We start from the raw sequence: 16799 nt of genomic DNA on the forward strand, positions 1-16799 counted from the left end.
TTCTTGCCACTTCGCAACCTATCCGCCCTGACCCAAGTGACATGCAACTGGGTGCGCCTTGCGGCCGGGTTGCTGGTGGCCGTGGCGCTCTATGCCTGTTCGGCGGCTGACGATCAGGATGTCTCGCCCTTTCAGGGGACGGCCATCGGGATCAGCACGGCCGATATCGATACGGCCATCGATCCCGGCAATGATTTCTATCGTTATGCCAATGGCAATTGGCTGGCCGCTGCGCAAATCCCCGAGGATTCGGATTACATCGCCCGCCAGTCGCGCGCGCAGGCAGAGCTTGACCGGCGGCTGACCACCATTGTCGAGGATATCGCGGGCCGCCCGCAGGACGCGGGCACCCCCGAAGCGGTGGTGCGCGATTATTACCGCAGTTTCATGGATCGCGCGGCCATCAACCGGCAGGGCATTTCGCCAGTGCTTGGCGATATCAAGCGGTTCCAGTCGGTTGGCGATATCGGCATGCTGTCCGAAGTCATCGGCGGCACGCTGCGCGCGGACTTCAATCCGTTGCTGGCGCCAGAGGACGGGACGGGCAATCTCTTCGCCGTTGCCGTCATGCCCGCTCCCGACGACGGGCGAACGGTGGCATGGCTGTTCACGGGCGGGCTGGGCTTGCCCGATCGTGCGACCTATCTGGCGCAGAGCCGTGCGGCACAGGCCGACCGTGCTGCCTATCGCGATCTTGTGGCGCGCACCTTGTCGCTGGCAGGGTTGGATGATGCGACCGCGCGGGCCGACGCGGTATTGGCGCTTGAGGTCAAATTGGCCGAGGCGCAAGGGCCCGTGTTGCAAGGGCGCGCTCTATTGGAAACGGCCACGGTCTGGAGCAGGGATGAACTGGCTGCCAATGCACCGGGCCTCGATTGGGAACGCTTGCTGGTCGCGGCCGGTTTGCAGGACGCGGATCGTATCGCGCTGTTCCAACCTGCCGCCATGACCGCATTGTCGGCGCTGACCACATCTGAACCGATCGAGGCATGGCGCGACTGGCTGGTGTTCCACCGGCTGAACGACCATGCCGCCGTATTGCCCGACGATTTCGGCAGTGCCCATGCGGCATTCTATCAACGACGGCTTAAAGGGCGGCTGCGCATTGCGCCGCTGGAAGAGCAGGTGGTGGACCGGATAGGGGCGCTATTCGGTGAGACCATGAGCAGGCTTTATGCCGAACGCTATTTCTCCGAAGAGGAACAGCGCGATATCGAGATTATTGCCGAACGGGTCCGCGAAGCGCTGATCGCGCGGATCGCCAGTGACGGAGCGCTGGGAGAGGGGACCAAGGCGCAGGCGATCGCCAAGCTGGAAGCCCTGAAGACCGGCATCGGCTATCCCGAAACCTATCGGGAGATCCCGCAGCTAAAGGCAGTGGGCAATAATGCCTATGCCAGAACGGTGGCGGCAGAACGTGCGGCCTATGCGCGCGAAATTGCGTCGGTTGGCGGCTCGGGCAAAGCATTGCGGTGGCGGATCGGTTCGCATCGCATGGTCGCGGCCTACCTTCCGCTGGAAAACGGGATCATCGTCCCTGCGGCGATCCTGCAGCCACCATTCTATGACCCAGAGGCCGATGCTGCCGCCAATTACGGTGCAATCGGCACGATCATTGGACGCGAGATGAGCCGTGCCGTCGATCCGGCAGGCGCGATGGTGGATGACGGGAACCGGATCGCCGACTGGCTGACAGGCGAAGACCGACAGGCGCTGGATCGCCGCGCCGACGCATTGGCACGTCAAATCGGCGATTTCCGGGTTTTTTCCGATCTGCCAATTGATGGGCAGACCGAAAAGTCCGGAAACGCCGCCGATCTGGCGGGCCTGACCGCAGCATACGATGCCTATCGGGCTTCGCTGGGTGGCCGCGAACCGCGCGTGATCGAAGGGTTCACGGGCGATCAGCGCTTCTTCATCGCCTTCGCCCAATTATGGGCGAACCGGTTGAACGAGAATTATGCCCGCCGTCTGGTCGCGAATGGCACGACGATATTGCCGCGCTTTCGCGTGGCGGGGGTGCGCAATGTCGATGCGTGGTATCGCGCGTTCGATGTGCAGGAAAACGACGCGCTCTACCTCTCGCCGGCAGAGCGCGCGGCGATCTGGTGATCAGGCGGCGAAGCGACCCGCCAGTTTGAGCAGGGCGAGGGCGGCCTTCGCAGCCTCGCCGCCCTTGTCTTTCTGAACAGGGTCGGCGCGGACGATGGCCTGATCCTCGTTCTCGACCGTCAGAATGCCGTTGCCGATGGCGATGCCATCCATGGTCAGTGCCATGATACCCCGCGCGCTCTCGCCCGCGACAATCTCGAAATGATAGGTTTCCCCGCGAATGACGACGCCAATGGCGACAAACCCATCATAGCGGCCGCTTTCGGCTGCCATCGCGATCGCCGCCGGAATTTCCAGTGCGCCGGGTACTGTGATGACTTCTGCCTCATGGCCATCAGCCTCAAGCGCGGCGCGGGCACCTGCGATCAGCATGTCGTTGAGGGGCGAGTAGAAGCGGGCTTCCACGATCAGGAAACGGGCCACGAGATTCTCCGAATATGGGGGCTTTTGCAGCGAAAGATCAGGCTGCGACAGGTTTAGCCAGAGGCGCAGCCGACAGCAGGCGTTCTTCGACGATCGACAGTCCATAGCCTTCCAGCGCGATCAGCGAGTGATGCGAGGTTGTGAGCAGGATCATCTCGTGCACGCCAAGTTCGGCCAGGATCTGGGCCCCGACGCCATAGTCGCGCAATTCGTCCATATCGGGCCCGCCACGCCCCTCGCGCTGGTCGAGCATACGGCTGACAGCGCCGCCGCGCAGCTGGCTGATCGCGACGATTACGCCCGAACCTGCAGCTTCGATCTCGCTCATGGCGTTTCGGAAGAGACCGTTGCGCGGACCATCTTCGCCAAAAACATCGGCGAACATGTCCAGTGTATGCATACGCACGAGCACTGGCTCTTCAGGGTTGATTCGCCCGTGTACCAGCGCAATCATCTCGTCACCGGTCGGCTCGTTCCGGAAGGCCATGGCGTTCCAGCGTGCACCATCTGCGGTTTCGAAACTGCTTTCAGACACAATCTTGACGTGGCGGTCATGGCGGCGGCGATAGGCGATAAGGTCGCGGATCGTGCCGACTTTCAGATCGTGCATACGCGCGAAGCGCACCAGATCGTCCATGCGCGACATGGTGCCGTCGTCGTTCATGATTTCGCAGATTACGCCCGACGGATTGAGACCGGCAAGGCGGGCAATATCGACAGCTGCCTCGGTATGTCCGGCGCGGGTCAGGACGCCGCCGTCGCGTGCGATCAGGGGAAAGACATGGCCGGGGGTCACGATATCATCGCGGCCCTTCGATGCATCGATGGCAACGCTGACGGTACGGGCGCGGTCTGCAGCACTGATGCCGGTGGTTACGCCTTCGCGCGCTTCGATCGAGGTGGTGAATGCGGTTTCATGGCGAGTACGGTTGTTCCGGCTCATCAGTTCGAGGCCGAGCTGCTCGACCCGCTTCTTCGCCATCGCGAGACAAATGAGCCCGCGGCCGTGCGTTGCCATGAAATTGATCGCGGATGGCGTCGCCATTTGTGCGGGGATGACCAGATCGCCCTCGTTCTCACGGTCTTCGTCATCGACAAGAATGAACATGCGACCATTGCGCGCCTCGTCGATAATCTCTTCCGGGGAGGCGATTACATTACGGTCGCTGTTCGATCGAAGGAACATGTTGAGTTTGGAAAGTGTGTCGGAGGTCGGGTTCCAGTGTGGCTCGTCACAATCGCGAAGGCTGTTCGCGTGGAGCCCTGCTGCTCGTGCAACCGCACTTTTGGTCATGCGACCCGAATCGACCAACTGGCGAATCTGATCCTGAGTCGAGCTGAGTTGTGAATTTGTCATGCAGCGGCACTGCCACATTCAAATGTTGAATGCAATGTCGATGTGATCACGCTGCTCAATCAGCGAAATTCGGATAGCGTTCGACGGCCGAAATCGCGGAAAACCGTGGATTTAATGACCTGGTCAAATAAAAAACCCCGCCCGATTAGGGGCGGGGCTGATCAATTAGCTATCGATTAGCGGTCGGTCTTAAGACCCCAAAGCCAGTCGATCAGACCGCGTGCAGCGGTGCTCGGCTTACGGTTACGCATGTTAGGCCTCCAGTTACTGAGACCTCTCTGTTAACCTTAAAATGATAGTTAATAAAGAGTTAATTTCTTGGGCTCGGCTGCTTCTGTCGCGTCAAGCATGCCAAGCAGGTCCGCAATCCGCATGGGCCTGCCATAAAGGAACCCTTGTCCTATCACGCAGCCAAGCGAGATCAGCAGGTCCTGCTCCTCTTCCGTTTCGATCCCTTCTGCCACCAGCCGCATCCCTGCTTTGCGGGCTGTGTCGTTCAATGCGCGGATGACAATGCGTGCCCGATCGTTGTGCTGAGCCAGGGCAACAAAGCTACGGTCAATCTTGATCTCGTCGCAGGGCAGGCCGACCAGCAGGGACAGATTAGCTTCACCTGTTCCGAAATCGTCGAGAGAAATATGGAAACCGCGTTTCTGTAGCCGCTCCAGATTGCGCGCAGCGGTGCGGAAATCGTCGATCTTGGCGGTTTCGGTGATCTCGATCGTGATCGCCTCGGGCCTACCGCCCCCGGCAGCGATATTGTCGCAGATCAGCGAAACGAAGTCGTGCTCGGCTAGCAGGGTGGCCGAAATATTCACCGAAATGCGTGCGCCGGCGTTTAGCGCCGCATTGGCAGAGCGTGCGGCCAGACGAAGGGTATGAGCTGTCAGCGGCTTCAAACGACCCGCTTTCTCGATAAAGGGTATGAACTCTGTCGGGCTGATCTCACCCCGCTGGGGGTGCTTCCAGCGGACCAGGGCCTCGGCACCCACAACATGTCCGCTTTCCAACAGGCATTGGGGCTGGAAAAGCAGATAGATATGCTGATGGGCAATCGCATGATCGAGAGAGGAATGGAGCGACAATTGCCAGTCGGTGTCCGATCCACCTTGTTCGCTGACCAGTGCCATCCGGCTGGGCCTTTTCGACGCTAATTCGGCAGCCACAACCGTCGCGCTGATTGCTTGCCGCGGCTTCGCTACATCGTCGTCGAGAATGCCGAAGGCGCACGAAAAATCGAGGGTGCGCTCAGAAACGCGCAACGGTGCACTTGCGAGTGCGAGCAGGCCGGTAATGTGGCTCTTGGCATGCTCCATTTCGTCGAACCATGCGAAATGGCCGGTGGTGTCAGTATAGATGCGGACGTCGTTTCCGACAGACAGTCGCTGGGATATCTGCTGAATAAAGTTACGATGGAGTGAAGGTTCGAGGCTGGCGAGGATCTCCTCGAAATTCTCGACCCGAGCGATGACCAAGCGCCCACGTGCCTTGGGAAAATCGTCGAGCAGGGCATTGAAATTTGAAAGGCCCGATGTCGCATCGACGCTGGCCGCACGCTCGCGCCAGTTGTTGCGGATGCGGACGGCGGCATAGATGGCAAGCAGGGTATAGACCATGCCGGTCGGCAAAAGCAGGTCGAAATGGGCGGCGATGAAGGGAGCCGCCAGTGATCCTATTGCCAGCAGCCCATAAGAGATACGGCGAGGCAACTTGGCAAGAGTGGCGGCAATGGCAAGTGCCAGCCCGCAAACCAGAAATGGCAGATACCAGTCAATCGGTTTCAAGCTGCCCGTCAGCAGTGTCTCGGCAGCGATGACGCCGACTATTGTGCTGGGCATGGATTTGCGCAGCGGCGTGTTGATAAGACTTTGCGATCCGCTGGCAGGTGCCGAGATGAGAATGCGCTTGCCCGCGATCGTTTCGGCGTCTGTTTGCCCGTTTTCCAGATCGCCCAGAGTGACAACCGGTATCGATTGCGGCGAATAGCGGAAGTCTATTGGATATGGAGAGTCTGACTGAACGGACGGCCCTGCAATCGCTGCGCCAAGACGCGGCAGTTCCTTCCCGCCATTTTCGAATGTAAGATCGCCTTCGAAAATAAAGCCCGTCAGCGACGTCCAGTTCGCATCCACCGCTTCGCCGTCAACGGGCAAGTCCGCATTGCGAAGGACTGTCAGCGAATCCGAGGCTGTTATTTCATTGGCAGTCGCCGGCCAAGCGACAATCACTGGCGCTTTAGCATTGGCAATAACGCGGCGCAAAGCGGGAATGCCAGGGTCATCGGCCGGGAAACGGCCTTCGAAAACGATCCTTTCCGGGTTCAACCGGTCGAGAGCGGCAATCGCCTTGGATTGGCGTGAGGCGACGGTTTCGTTATCACCATCGCTACGCTCTGTTGTGACCAGAACAATTTCGCCAGAAACAGGGTGTTGCATTGTGCGCGAGACGACGAGGCGCGGCATCTCGTCGATCAGTTTGGGAATGTCGAGCGCGAACAGCACCACAAGGGCCGCTATAAGCGACAGCAGGACCTGTTGCAGCCGGCGATAGGTTCGCGGCTCGATCCAAAGGCGAGATGTGTGCGCGCGCATCGATGCTTCGATAGCATAGGATAGTTAACAGATCGCTGCTTTCCGCGAGCCGTATGATGTAAGGCGAATTTTTTCCGATTGCTTGCCGCTTTTGCTTAACGTCCCGCCGTATCGCCCGGCTCTTGCGCGGGCAAGTCTGTCTCGACCACAGCATCTTCGCTTGCTTCTGGCGGAGGCGGGGCGATGATGACTTCGACCCGGCGGTTTGTGGCCCGCCCGGCCTCGTCCGGCTCGCCATTCGGCAGCCCATTGGGAGCGATGGGATTTTGTTCGCCCATAGCAATAATCGTGATTTTTTCTATGCTTGCCCCAGATTCCTCTAGTAGTTTGGAAACCGCTTCCGCCCGTCGTTTCGATGCGCGCAAATTGGCTTCGTCATAGCCGCTGGAATCGGTATGACCGCGCAGGGTTATGGCTCCGCCTTTCGCGAACTGCTCGCTATCGATAATGCTGGCTACGATCGCCTTGGCATTATCGTTAAGGGCCGTGCCGCCTTCACCGAACGGAACGGTCATTTCCAGCGGTTCGAGCGGCGGATCGTCGATTGGTCGGGCATCCATGTCAGAACGCAGGATCGAGGTGTTCGCGCCGTCCTCATCCGGTTGCTCGATACTTGATCCGACCGCAGTCTCGGCTTCTTCCGGCTCAGGCTCGGGTGCTTGCGGCTGATTACAGCCGGCCAAGGCCAGCGCCGCGACCGTCAGGGCAAGGAGCGGCGCATTCATGCGGCCGGATTTTATGGTCTCGACGGTGCTCATGCTGGACTGGGCTCCTCTCCCGACGGGCTTTCAGGCCCGTTTTTTTCTCCGTTCTCGTTGGTCTTGGCTGGCTGCGGCGCATTCGCCTGTTCGGCCTTGGCCTGCGCCTTTGCCCGCTTTTCGCGCTTGGCGTGGACCTTTTCAGTCACCGGATCGACGGGCGGCGAATAGGATATGATGACATCGCCCGGGCCCGGCGTGGGGCGCGATGCGTGGGTGAAGAACCGCAGCTTACCGTCTTTCTTGAGCACCAGCACGAAATCCGCATCGTCGGGCAGCGCATCGCGCGCGCGGTCGAAACCGAACTGGTCGGACAGGCGGGTCTTGCGGAATTCCCAGCCCTGCGCCTGCCGCTGGTGCATGTCCTCCATCCCCACGCCCGATTCGAACAGGGATCGGCCGCGGATTGAAGGGGGCAGGGCGCGTGGATCGTCGTGGTGGCTGGCCTCACCCAGCTGATACACGGCATCGCGCCCGATTTCCGGCGCGAATTCGTTGCAGACAAGGGCGTTATAGGCCTCGTTCTCGGTCGCGGCGACCAACACCTGATATTGTGAGAGGTCGAGCGAATGCTCGGTCGCCTCGGCCAAGATCTCGCCGTGATACGTGTCCAGCCCCTGTTGCCGCGCGCGCGACAGGCGCCACCAGCTGGTATCGGCCAGCGTCACCGGCACGTCCAGATCGGCCAGTTCCCGTGCCAGAGAGATCGACCATGGCGTCGCGCCGACCAGCAGCAGTCCCGGCGTGGTCGATCCGGTCACGCCCAGCCAGCGCGCGACGGGCGCCATGGTAAAGCCATGCGCCACGATGGTGGCGACGCAGACCGCGAAGGAAAGGCTGATCAATATGGTGCCGTCGTCATAGCCAAGATCGGACAGGCGCAGCGCGAACAGGCCCGAAATCGCCACCGCCACGATACCGCGCGGCGCAATCCAGGCGAGAAAAATACGCTCGTTCCAGGGCACTTTGGAAAAGGCGAGGCTGATAAGGACAGTCGCGGGCCGTACCAGAAACAGGATTGCCAGCAGGAACAGCGTAAACTGCCATTCCAAAAGGCGCAGCGTATCGTAATCCAGCTGCGCCGACAGCAGGATGAAGATGCCCGACACAAGGATGACCGCGATATTCTGTTTGAACGGGTGAATGTCGCGCAGCGAATCCACATTCATATTGGCAAGCGCGACACCCATCAAAGTCACGGCGACAAGGCCGGTTTCCTGCTGGATCAGGTTGGATATCACGAACAGCCCGACTACGACGACCAGCAGGACGGGCGCCTTCAGATATTCGGGCACCAGCCCGCGTGGAAAGCTCCACGCGATGGCCCATGCGGCGGCATAGCCCAAAACGGCCGCGGCCAGCGACGCGAAGACGAGGGCGGGGACCACATCGAACAGGGTTGCGCCATCCGCCGACGCACGGAAATATTCATAGGCCAGCACCGCGCACATCGCGCCGAACGGATCGTTGACGATTGCTTCCCATTTCAGAATGGCGGCAGGCCGCTGCGCCACGCTGGACTGGCGCAGCAGGGGCAGCACCACCGTAGGCCCCGTGACAACCAGAATGCCCGCAAACAGGATGGCGACCGGCCAGACAAGCCCCGCGATATAATAACAGGCCAGCGATCCCGCGACCCAAGCGACCGGCACGCCGAACACAACCAGCCGCCAGACCGCGCCGCCCGTTCGCCTGAGTTCCCGGAAATCGAGGCTGAGCCCGCCTTCGAACAGGATCAGCGCCACGCCGATCGATATCATCGGCTCCAGCATCTCTCCGAAAGCGTGATGCGGATCGATGATGCCAAGGATCGGGCCAGCCAGAAATCCGGCGATCAGCATCAGCACGATCGCGGGCCAGCCCGTACGCCACGCAACCCATTGCGCGCCTATTCCCAGCACCCCGACCAGTGCGATGACAACTGCCTGTTCCTGCATGCCCGTCCGTTGCTGCCACATCTGAAGGGTGATTGGCAAACCCGTCCCTGTTAATGCGGGGCAGCGATTGGTGTTCCGCCAGTAGCCCTACTGCGCCTTTCCGTAACCTCCGCCGCCGGGTGTGCGGATCTCGATCGCGTCGCCCGGCTGCATCGTCACGCCCGCGCAGGCAGCCAGCTTTTCCCGCGTACCGTCGGCACGGATCACGGTATTCTCACCGATCGCTCCGTCCTTGCCTCCACCCAGTCCAAAGGGCGGTACGCGGCGGCGGTTCGATAATATTCCCGCTTCCATCGGCTCGCGGAAACGAATGCGCCTGACGATTCCGTCGCCGCCGCGCCATTGCCCTTCGCCGCCGGAACCGCGCCGGATCGCGAATTCCTGCAGCACCACGGGAAAGCGGCTTTCCAGTATTTCGGGATCGGTCAGGCGTGAATTGGTCATGTGCGTCTGCACCGCGTCGGCGCCGTCAAACCCGCCATCGGGCAGCGGGCCAGCGCCAGATCCGCCAGCAATCGTCTCGTAATACTGGTAATTCTCGTTCCCGAAGGTGAGATTGTTCATCGTCCCCTGCGCGCCCGCCATTGCGTCCAAAGCGCCGAAAATCGTGTCGGTGACGACCTGGCTGGTTTCGACATTGCCTGCCACCACGGCAGCAGGCGATTGCGGGTTCAGCATCGACCCTTCGGGCACGACCAGTCGGACCGGCGCAAGGCACCCCTCGTTCATCGGCACATCGCCGTCGATCATGGTGCGGATCGCGTAAAGGACGGCGGCCTTCACAATCGGCAGCGGCGCATTGAAATTCCCTGCATGCTGGGGGCTGGTGCCGGTGAAATCGAACACAGCCTCGCCCTTGGCGCGGTCGATGGCGACAGCCAGCCGGATGACCGATCCGTCATCCATTTCATAGGCGAATGCACCATCATGCAGCCTGCCCAGCAAGACGCGAACGGCTTCCTCCGCCTGCGCCATGACATGCCCCATATAGGCATCGACCACGGCGCGCGATTGCGCTTTGGCCAGCCGGTTCAGCTCGCTCGCTCCCTTGATACAGGCGGCAAGCTGGGCTTTCAGATCGGCAATGTTGCGATCGGGATCGCGCGCCGGATGCGGGCCGGTGCCCAGCATGCTGCGCATGCCCGCCTCCAGAAAACGCCCTTCGTCGACCAGCAGCACATTATCCAGCAATATGCCTTCGTCTTCGACGCTGGTGCTGGATGCGGGCATGGAGCCCGGCGCGATGCCGCCAATGTCCGCATGGTGCCCGCGCGCCGCAGCCCACCACGCGGGCGCGCTGTCGTCGCCATCGGCAAATACCGGCAGCACGACGGTTATATCGGGCAGATGGGTGCCGCCGTCATACGGAGCGTTAAGCGCATAGGCATCGCCCTTGCGGATGCCGCGCCCGTCCGCGCCGCGCCGCCGTGCCACGGTGCGAACGCTTTCGCCCATAGAGCCCAGATGCACCGGCATATGCGGCGCATTGGCGATCAGATTACCCTGACCGTCGAATATGGCGCAGGAAAAATCGAGCCGTTCCCGTATGTTGACCGAGCTGGCGCTGGCCTGCAGCGCTGCGCCCATTTCCTCGGCAATGCCCATGAACAGCGCGCCCATGATGGCGGTTCGCACCGGATCGCGCGCGGTGGAGGCGGCCTGTCTGGTGACATTGCCGGTCCGGCGCAGGATCAGATTGCCAATGGTGTCGACCGTCAGGCTCCAGCCCGGTTCGACCACGATGGTCGAGACATCGTCGACCACCAGAGCGGGGCCGGTCGCGGTAAAACCGGCAGCCAGACCGGCGCGGCGGAAAAGCGGAATGCGGCGGGTTTGACCGGCCAGATGGCTTTCCACCATCGCGGCAGGATCGGCTGACCGGTCGGGCAAGGGCAGGGGCGGCCCGTCACGCCGCTGCGAGCGATGGATCGCCTCTACGCGTGCGGTGGCGACCATGATCGCGCCTTCGGGCTCGAAACCGAACCGCTCGCGCCAACCGGAGCGGAAGCGGGTTTTCATTTCGTTCAACGAGAGGAGGGGGATTTCCAGCGTGTTTTCGGTTCCGGCAGGCCGCAGTTGCAAGCTGTGCTCGACCGTAATTCCGGCGCTCTCGATACCCTGATCGGCCAGTTCGCTGCGGGCTTCCCGCGCCAGAATACCGGCCTGTTCCGTGATCTCGGCCTCGTTATGCGCAGTCAGTTCCACGGCCATGCTCGCCTCGCGCATGGCGCGGCGGTCGGCAAGACCCATGCCATAGGCGGAAAGCACGCTGGCCAGCGGATGGCATTGCACGACATCCACTCCCAATGCCTCGGCAACAAGGCACGCGTGCTGGCCGCCCGCTCCGCCGAAAGCGGCAAGCGCGGCGCCGCCGATGTCATGACCGCGCCTGATCGAGATTGCCTTGATCGCTTGCGCCATGTCCTGCACCGCGATGGCGATAAAGCCCTCGGCAGCGTCGAGGGGTGACAACTTGCGACCCGTTTCGGACGCGATTTGTGCGCAAAGTGACGCCAGCTTGGCCATCACGATGTCGCGATCGGGGGGTAGATTGCCCTCCGGCCCGAACACGGTCGGAAAATGGCTTGCCTGCAATTTGCCCAGCGCCAGATTGCAATCGGTCACCGTCAGCGGCCCGCCATTGCGATAGCAGGCCGGGCCGGGGAACGCGCCTGCCGATTCGGGCCCGACATGGAACCGCCCCGCCTCGAACCGGCAGATCGAACCGCCGCCCGACGCGACCGTATGAATGCGCATCATCGGGGCAGCGATCCGCACGCCCTCCAGCCGCGTTTCGCTGTCACGTTCATATTGGCCCGAATACCACGACACATCGGACGACGTTCCGCCCATGTCGAAGCCGACAACGGCGGGAAAGCCCGCTTCTTCCGCCGTGGCGGCCATGCCGACGATGCCGCCCGCCGGTCCCGAAAGGATCGCATCCTTGCCGTGAAACTGCTCGCGCGCGGTCAACCCGCCGTTCGATTGCATGAATAATGCATCGCCTGCGTGGCCCAGTCCCCGCGCCACGGTGGAGGTATAGGCCCGCAATGGCGGCGAGACATAAGCGTCGAGCACGCAAGTATCCCCGCGCGATACCAGCTTGATGAGAGGCGCCAGCGCGTGACTGACCGAAATTTGCGCGAAACCGGCTTCGCGCGCGATCCGGCCCAATGCCTCTTCATGCGCATGATAGCGATAACCGTGCATCAGGCAGATCGCGATGGCATCGATGCCAACGGCTCTGGCCTGTTCCAGCGCCGCGCGGGCCTGTGCCTTGTCCAGGACGCGTTCGACCGTGCCATCGGCCAGCACGCGTTCGTCGATCCCGATCACGCGGTCATAGATCGGTTCGGGAAGCACGATCTGACGGGCGAACAGGTCAGGGCGTTCCTGCGATCCGATCCGCAGCGCATCCTCGAACCCCGCCGTGATCGCCAGCGCCACCCGCGCGCCCTTGCGTTCCAGCAAGGCATTGGTGGCGACCGTGGTGCCGATCCGCAACTCGCATGGCGGCAATGGCCCTTCGGGCGTCGCCGTGATGGTCCGGATTGCGTGGATCGCGGCATCTTCGGCGCGTGCCGGGTCTTCGGACAGCAGCTTGGTGCGTTGCAACGTGCCATCGGGGGCGATGGCCACCACATCGGTAAAGGTCCCGCCGCGGTCGATCCAGAATTGCCATTTGTCCATGGGGACAGCGCCTAACGAATTTTACGCTCGATGGCACGGGTTGAGATATGACACCCTCTCGTCTAGCGGGCGCGGAGAGGAAGGACCCCCGTGATGACCAGCACCAAGGCCGCCGAGCGCAGCGGCCCCATCGAACCCGAATTTCCCGAACCCAAGGCCCATAGTCTGGCCGAGGATGTCTATGGCCTGTTGAGCGGCGCATTGCTGATGTCATTGGGTCTGGTGATCATGAAGGCCAGCGGGATCGTCACGGCAGGTATGGGCGGCGTGGCGCTGCTGTTCAGCTATCTTTTCGGGATGACGGTGGATTTCTGGTTCTGGTCGCTCAATGTGCCGTTTCTGGTGCTGGCGTGGAGCGCGATGGGGCGCGGGTTCTTCGTGAAAACCGTCTGCGCGGTCGCCGCCGTGTCGCTTACTGCCGCCCTTACGCGCATATCGCTTGATATCAGCGATGTGCATCCGGCCTTTGCTGCCATCGCAGGCGGAACCGCCGCCGGGGCAGGGGTGATGGCCATGTTGCGCCACCGTTCGGGCGTGGGCGGGGTGACGATCGTGTCGGTCTGGCTCAACCGCAAAAAGGGATGGAGCGTCGGCTGGCTGACCTTTGCGCTCGACGGTGTGATTATCCTTGCCGCGATTACGACGCGCCCGCCTGAACTGGCGGCGTGGTCGGTGCTGAGCGTGGTGGCGATGAGCGCAGTGCTCATCGCTTTCCACCGCCCGGGGCGTTACACCGGCTATTGACCAGCTAAACGGCCGGTTCGGCAATCCGGTCGCGTTGCGTGTTGGGAACCGCGACTTCGCGGATCAGCACATTGAACAGCACTTCATAATGGATCATGGCCTGACGCAGATCCTCGGTCGCCACTTCCGTACCGCTGGGATCGCGGCCCTGGCGCATCGCGATATCGTGACCCTCGCGGTAATGGCGCGCGACATCGGGATAATCGACGGTCAGATCGGCATGACGCTGGTCGAAATCCGACACCGGAAAGCCGCGGGCCTGCATCAGCGCGCCAATGCTGCGGTCCGCATGCAGGACTGCTTCGGCGGGGCTATTGACGAAGATGCTTTTTACCTCGGTCCATTCCTCGGCAAAGCGGTCGTGTTCTTTCGCAGTCAGCGGGCGAATGTCGAACGCGGCCACGCGGCGCTGGCGGTCTTCCAGATCGTGCTCGGCCTTGCCGGTGCTGCCGGTGACTGCGACCGTACGGTCATATTCGTCACCGAATCGCTGGCGTAGCCGGTTGGTGCGGCTGCGCGCGATGAAATACCAGATCAGCAGTGCAGCGATGACCGCGCCCGCGATGGCAAGCCAGACCAGTGGATTGACGGTGTCCATAGTACATCCTCAATTACCTGTCCCGTCGGGCGGATAACGAGGGAGCGTGCGCGCCAGTTCCCGATGCGCTCTTTGGCAAGCGCGTTTACCGCTTTGCTGCCACCTGTGCCGCCGCGATACAGCGGGCGACAAGTGCTTAAGAAACAAGGTTACCGAAATTGAAGATTCGGGCTGGCGCGGTCAAACAGGCGTCAGTCACCCGCTGGGGGCAGGGGTGACAATTATTTATGCAGGGGCGGCCCCGCCAAACGGGGCCCATTAACAACGGTAAGGCCAAGTCGTCCGTGGTGACGGGCAAAACGGCCAGCATTTGCAGCAAAGAGGTCTGGGAATGTCGAACACGAAAGATCAGTTTCGGATGCTTGAGCGGCACGAATTCGTGGCGCAGTGCCGTCTGCGGGCCGCAGGCTGCCTGGCGCGGATTTCGATCGTTCGCAATCTCACCAGCGAGGGGTGCGCGGTAGAGTGCATTCCCGTCACCCTGCAACGGGGCGACACCATCTATCTGCAATTCGGCAATGTCGGTCCTGTCGAAGGGCGCGTCATCTGGCTGCGCAAGGGTGTCGAGGCGGGCGTGCAGTTCGAACAGGGGCTGCATCCGGCGGTGTTCGATCGCCTGCTGCATATCGCGCATCGCAACATGATCCTCAGCGACGATCCGCAGGAGATGCTCGACGATCTGCCAGCCTATCGCAAGACCGGCCCGCGCGTCGCCGCTTGCTGATTGGCCAGGCTTTCCGCGCCGCCATTGGGGAGAGCCGGCGTGGATTGGATCGGGGATGCCAGCAAGGCGTGTTTGCGCCGGAAAATTGCAAATGAAACCGGTTCGGGGCGCGCTGCACCATTGCGGCGCGCCCTTTGCTCTGCCATCGTCGCGCAATGAATACGGAATTTCGTGTCGAGAGGACTGCTTGCCGGATGCCCCCCCGCTCCAAATCCGCCGCGGGATTCACCCGCCGCGCCTTCGCCGCCTTGTCACTGATGTTTTCCGCCGGCCTGCTGGCGGCCTGCGGTTCGGGTGAACGATATACCGATCAGGCTGCGCGCGACGGTATCCTGCTGTTCGGCAATGGCAGCGAGCCAAAGGGCCTCGACCCGCATCTGGTCACCGGCGTGCCCGAGAACAAGATCATCTCGGCTCTGCTGGAGGGTCTGATCGCCTATCATCCGACCGACGATCTTCAGCCCGAACCCGGCATGGCCGAAAGCTGGGAAAGCAACGAGGATTATTCGGTGTGGACCTTCCATTTGCGCGAGGCACAATGGACCAATGGCGATCCGGTCCGGGCCAGCGATTTCGTCTATAGCTGGCACCGCATGCTTACGCCCGAACTGGGCGCCGAATATGCGGAGATGCTCTATATCCTGAAAGGGGCAGAGGCGTTTCATCAGGGCAAGACGACCGATTTCTCGACCGTCGGGGTCAAGGCGGTGGACGACAAGACGCTGGTCGTCACGCTGGAAGGGTCGGCGCCATTCTTCCTCAACATGCTGAAACATTACAGCTGGTTCCCCGTAAACCCCCGCGCGGTCGAGGAAAACGGCGGAATGGCCAACCGGCAAAGTGGATGGTCTACGCTGGAGAATTATGTCGGCAACGGACCGTTCGTGCTGGACGACTGGGTCACGAACCAGATCATCAAGGTGCGCAGGAACCCGAATTACTGGGACGCCGACAGGGTCAAGCTGAACGGCGTGGATTTCTATCCGGTCGAGAATGTGACGACCGAAGAGACCATGTTCCGCGGCGGGCGGTTGCATCTGACCAATACGGTGACACCTGACAAGATACCCGTCTTCCTTGAGAAAATGCCCGGCGAGATGATGATCGAGCCCTATCTGGGCAGCTATTTCTATCGCATCAATGTCACCCGCAAGCCGTTCGACGATGTGCGCGTGCGCAAGGCATTGGCCTATTCGATCGACAAGAAGCTGCTGGTGGACAAGGTGACCAAGGGCGGGCAGATTCCCGCCACCGGTTTCACCCCGCCCGGCATGGTGGGCTTTGATGCGTCGACCGCGGCGCAGTTCCAGCCCGATCTGGCGCGGCAATTGCTGACAGAAGCCGGCTATCCGGGTGGCAAGGGCTTTCCCGACGTCGAAATCCTGATCAACACGAACGAAGCGCATCGCAAGATCGCCGAAGCGTTGCAGGCGATGTGGCGCAAGGAACTGGGCGTCAATATCGGCATCTATAACCAGGAGTGGAAGGTCTATCTCGATAGCCAGAGCAATCTGGATTACGACCTTGTCCGCGCGGGCTGGATCGCCGATTACGCCTATCCCAATACGTTCCTCGACATTTTCACTACCGGCAATGGCAATAACGATACCGGCTGGGCCAACCCGCGTTACGACAGCCTGATAAATCAGGCCCGCACCGCGAAAACCGATGATCAGCGTCTGCAACTGCTCCACGATGCCGAGGAGGTGCTGATGGAGGATATGCCGATTATCCCGATCTATTGGTATACCCGCACCTATCTGAAGAGCCCGCTGATCGAAGGCTGGTACCCCAAGGCGCTGGACAACCATCCGCTCAAATATGTGTCGCTAAAGGCCCCTGCGGCCCCCGCCGCCGAATAAGCC

Annotated in this window: 11 protein-coding genes; 4 read left to right on the forward strand and 7 right to left on the reverse strand. The window is 61.6% G+C overall.

Translation table 11 applies throughout. The features are described 5' to 3' along the window. Positions 1-36: 36 nt before the first annotated feature. Positions 37-2112: a M13-type metalloendopeptidase gene (locus tag LOZ77_RS04590; RefSeq protein ID WP_230281012.1), complete on the forward strand. Its 2076-nt coding sequence runs from the start codon at positions 37-39 to the stop codon at positions 2110-2112. Here LOZ77_RS04590 and ribH read toward each other — a convergent pair whose 3' ends face one another. The 6 genes from ribH to LOZ77_RS04620 form a co-directional block, all read right to left on the reverse strand. Then, positions 2113-2535: a 6,7-dimethyl-8-ribityllumazine synthase gene (gene ribH, locus LOZ77_RS04595; protein ID WP_230281013.1), complete on the reverse strand. Its 423-nt coding sequence runs from the start codon at positions 2533-2535 to the stop codon at positions 2113-2115. A 37-nt stretch (positions 2536-2572) separates the two neighbouring features. Further along, complete coding sequence (gene ribB / locus LOZ77_RS04600; protein ID WP_230281014.1) at positions 2573-3892, reverse strand: 3,4-dihydroxy-2-butanone-4-phosphate synthase; 1320 nt, start codon at positions 3890-3892, stop codon at positions 2573-2575. A 299-nt stretch (positions 3893-4191) separates the two neighbouring features. Continuing rightward, complete coding sequence (locus tag LOZ77_RS04605) at positions 4192-6483, reverse strand: EAL domain-containing protein (protein WP_230281015.1); 2292 nt, start codon at positions 6481-6483, stop codon at positions 4192-4194. 95 nt (positions 6484-6578) lie between these two features. Beyond that, complete coding sequence (locus LOZ77_RS04610) at positions 6579-7241, reverse strand: OmpA family protein (RefSeq protein ID WP_230281016.1); 663 nt, start codon at positions 7239-7241, stop codon at positions 6579-6581. Further along, positions 7238-9178 carry a sodium:proton antiporter gene (locus LOZ77_RS04615; RefSeq protein ID WP_230281771.1) on the reverse strand — a complete coding sequence of 647 codons (1941 nt, stop codon included), beginning with the start codon at positions 9176-9178 and terminating at the stop codon, positions 7238-7240. Before LOZ77_RS04615 ends, LOZ77_RS04610 begins: the two co-directional genes overlap by 4 nt. Positions 9179-9265: 87 nt before the next feature. Then, positions 9266-12868 carry a hydantoinase B/oxoprolinase family protein gene (locus LOZ77_RS04620; protein ID WP_230281017.1) on the reverse strand — a complete coding sequence of 1201 codons (3603 nt, stop codon included), beginning with the start codon at positions 12866-12868 and terminating at the stop codon, positions 9266-9268. 93 nt (positions 12869-12961) lie between these two features. Between LOZ77_RS04620 and LOZ77_RS04625 the strand changes: the two genes are divergently transcribed. Then, on the forward strand, positions 12962-13612 hold the full coding sequence (locus LOZ77_RS04625; RefSeq protein ID WP_230281018.1) for a YitT family protein: 651 nt from the start codon (positions 12962-12964) through the stop codon (positions 13610-13612). A gap of 4 nt (positions 13613-13616) precedes the next feature. Here the strand turns inward: LOZ77_RS04625 and LOZ77_RS04630 are convergent, their stop codons facing one another. Next, positions 13617-14210, reverse strand: a complete 594-nt coding sequence (locus tag LOZ77_RS04630; RefSeq protein ID WP_230281019.1) for a hypothetical protein — start codon at positions 14208-14210, stop codon at positions 13617-13619. 331 nt (positions 14211-14541) lie between these two features. Here LOZ77_RS04630 and LOZ77_RS04635 point away from each other — a divergent pair, with 331 nt between their 5' ends. After that, positions 14542-14934, forward strand: a complete 393-nt coding sequence (locus LOZ77_RS04635) for a hypothetical protein (protein WP_230281020.1) — start codon at positions 14542-14544, stop codon at positions 14932-14934. Between the two features lie 155 nt (positions 14935-15089). Continuing rightward, entirely contained in the window at positions 15090-16796 is a 1707-nt protein-coding gene (locus LOZ77_RS04640) for an ABC transporter substrate-binding protein (RefSeq protein WP_230281021.1), read from the forward strand. Positions 16797-16799: the final 3 nt, after the last annotated feature.

The organism is Croceicoccus sp. Ery15, assembly GCF_020985305.1.
Lineage (GTDB): Bacteria > Pseudomonadota > Alphaproteobacteria > Sphingomonadales > Sphingomonadaceae > Croceicoccus.

Coding starts and splice junctions, on each gene's coding strand:
- LOZ77_RS04605 (WP_230281015.1), bottom strand. CDS start 6,483: ATGCGCGCGCACACATCTCGCCTTTGGATCGAGCCGCGAACCTATCGC.
- LOZ77_RS04640 (WP_230281021.1), top strand. CDS start 15,090: ATGAATACGGAATTTCGTGTCGAGAGGACTGCTTGCCGGATGCCCCCC.
- LOZ77_RS04625 (WP_230281018.1), top strand. CDS start 12,962: ATGACCAGCACCAAGGCCGCCGAGCGCAGCGGCCCCATCGAACCCGAA.
- LOZ77_RS04615 (WP_230281771.1), bottom strand. CDS start 9,178: ATGCAGGAACAGGCAGTTGTCATCGCACTGGTCGGGGTGCTGGGAATA.
- LOZ77_RS04620 (WP_230281017.1), bottom strand. CDS start 12,868: ATGGACAAATGGCAATTCTGGATCGACCGCGGCGGGACCTTTACCGAT.
- LOZ77_RS04635 (WP_230281020.1), top strand. CDS start 14,542: ATGTCGAACACGAAAGATCAGTTTCGGATGCTTGAGCGGCACGAATTC.
- LOZ77_RS04610 (WP_230281016.1), bottom strand. CDS start 7,241: ATGAGCACCGTCGAGACCATAAAATCCGGCCGCATGAATGCGCCGCTC.
- LOZ77_RS04630 (WP_230281019.1), bottom strand. CDS start 14,210: ATGGACACCGTCAATCCACTGGTCTGGCTTGCCATCGCGGGCGCGGTC.
- ribB (WP_230281014.1), bottom strand. CDS start 3,892: ATGACAAATTCACAACTCAGCTCGACTCAGGATCAGATTCGCCAGTTG.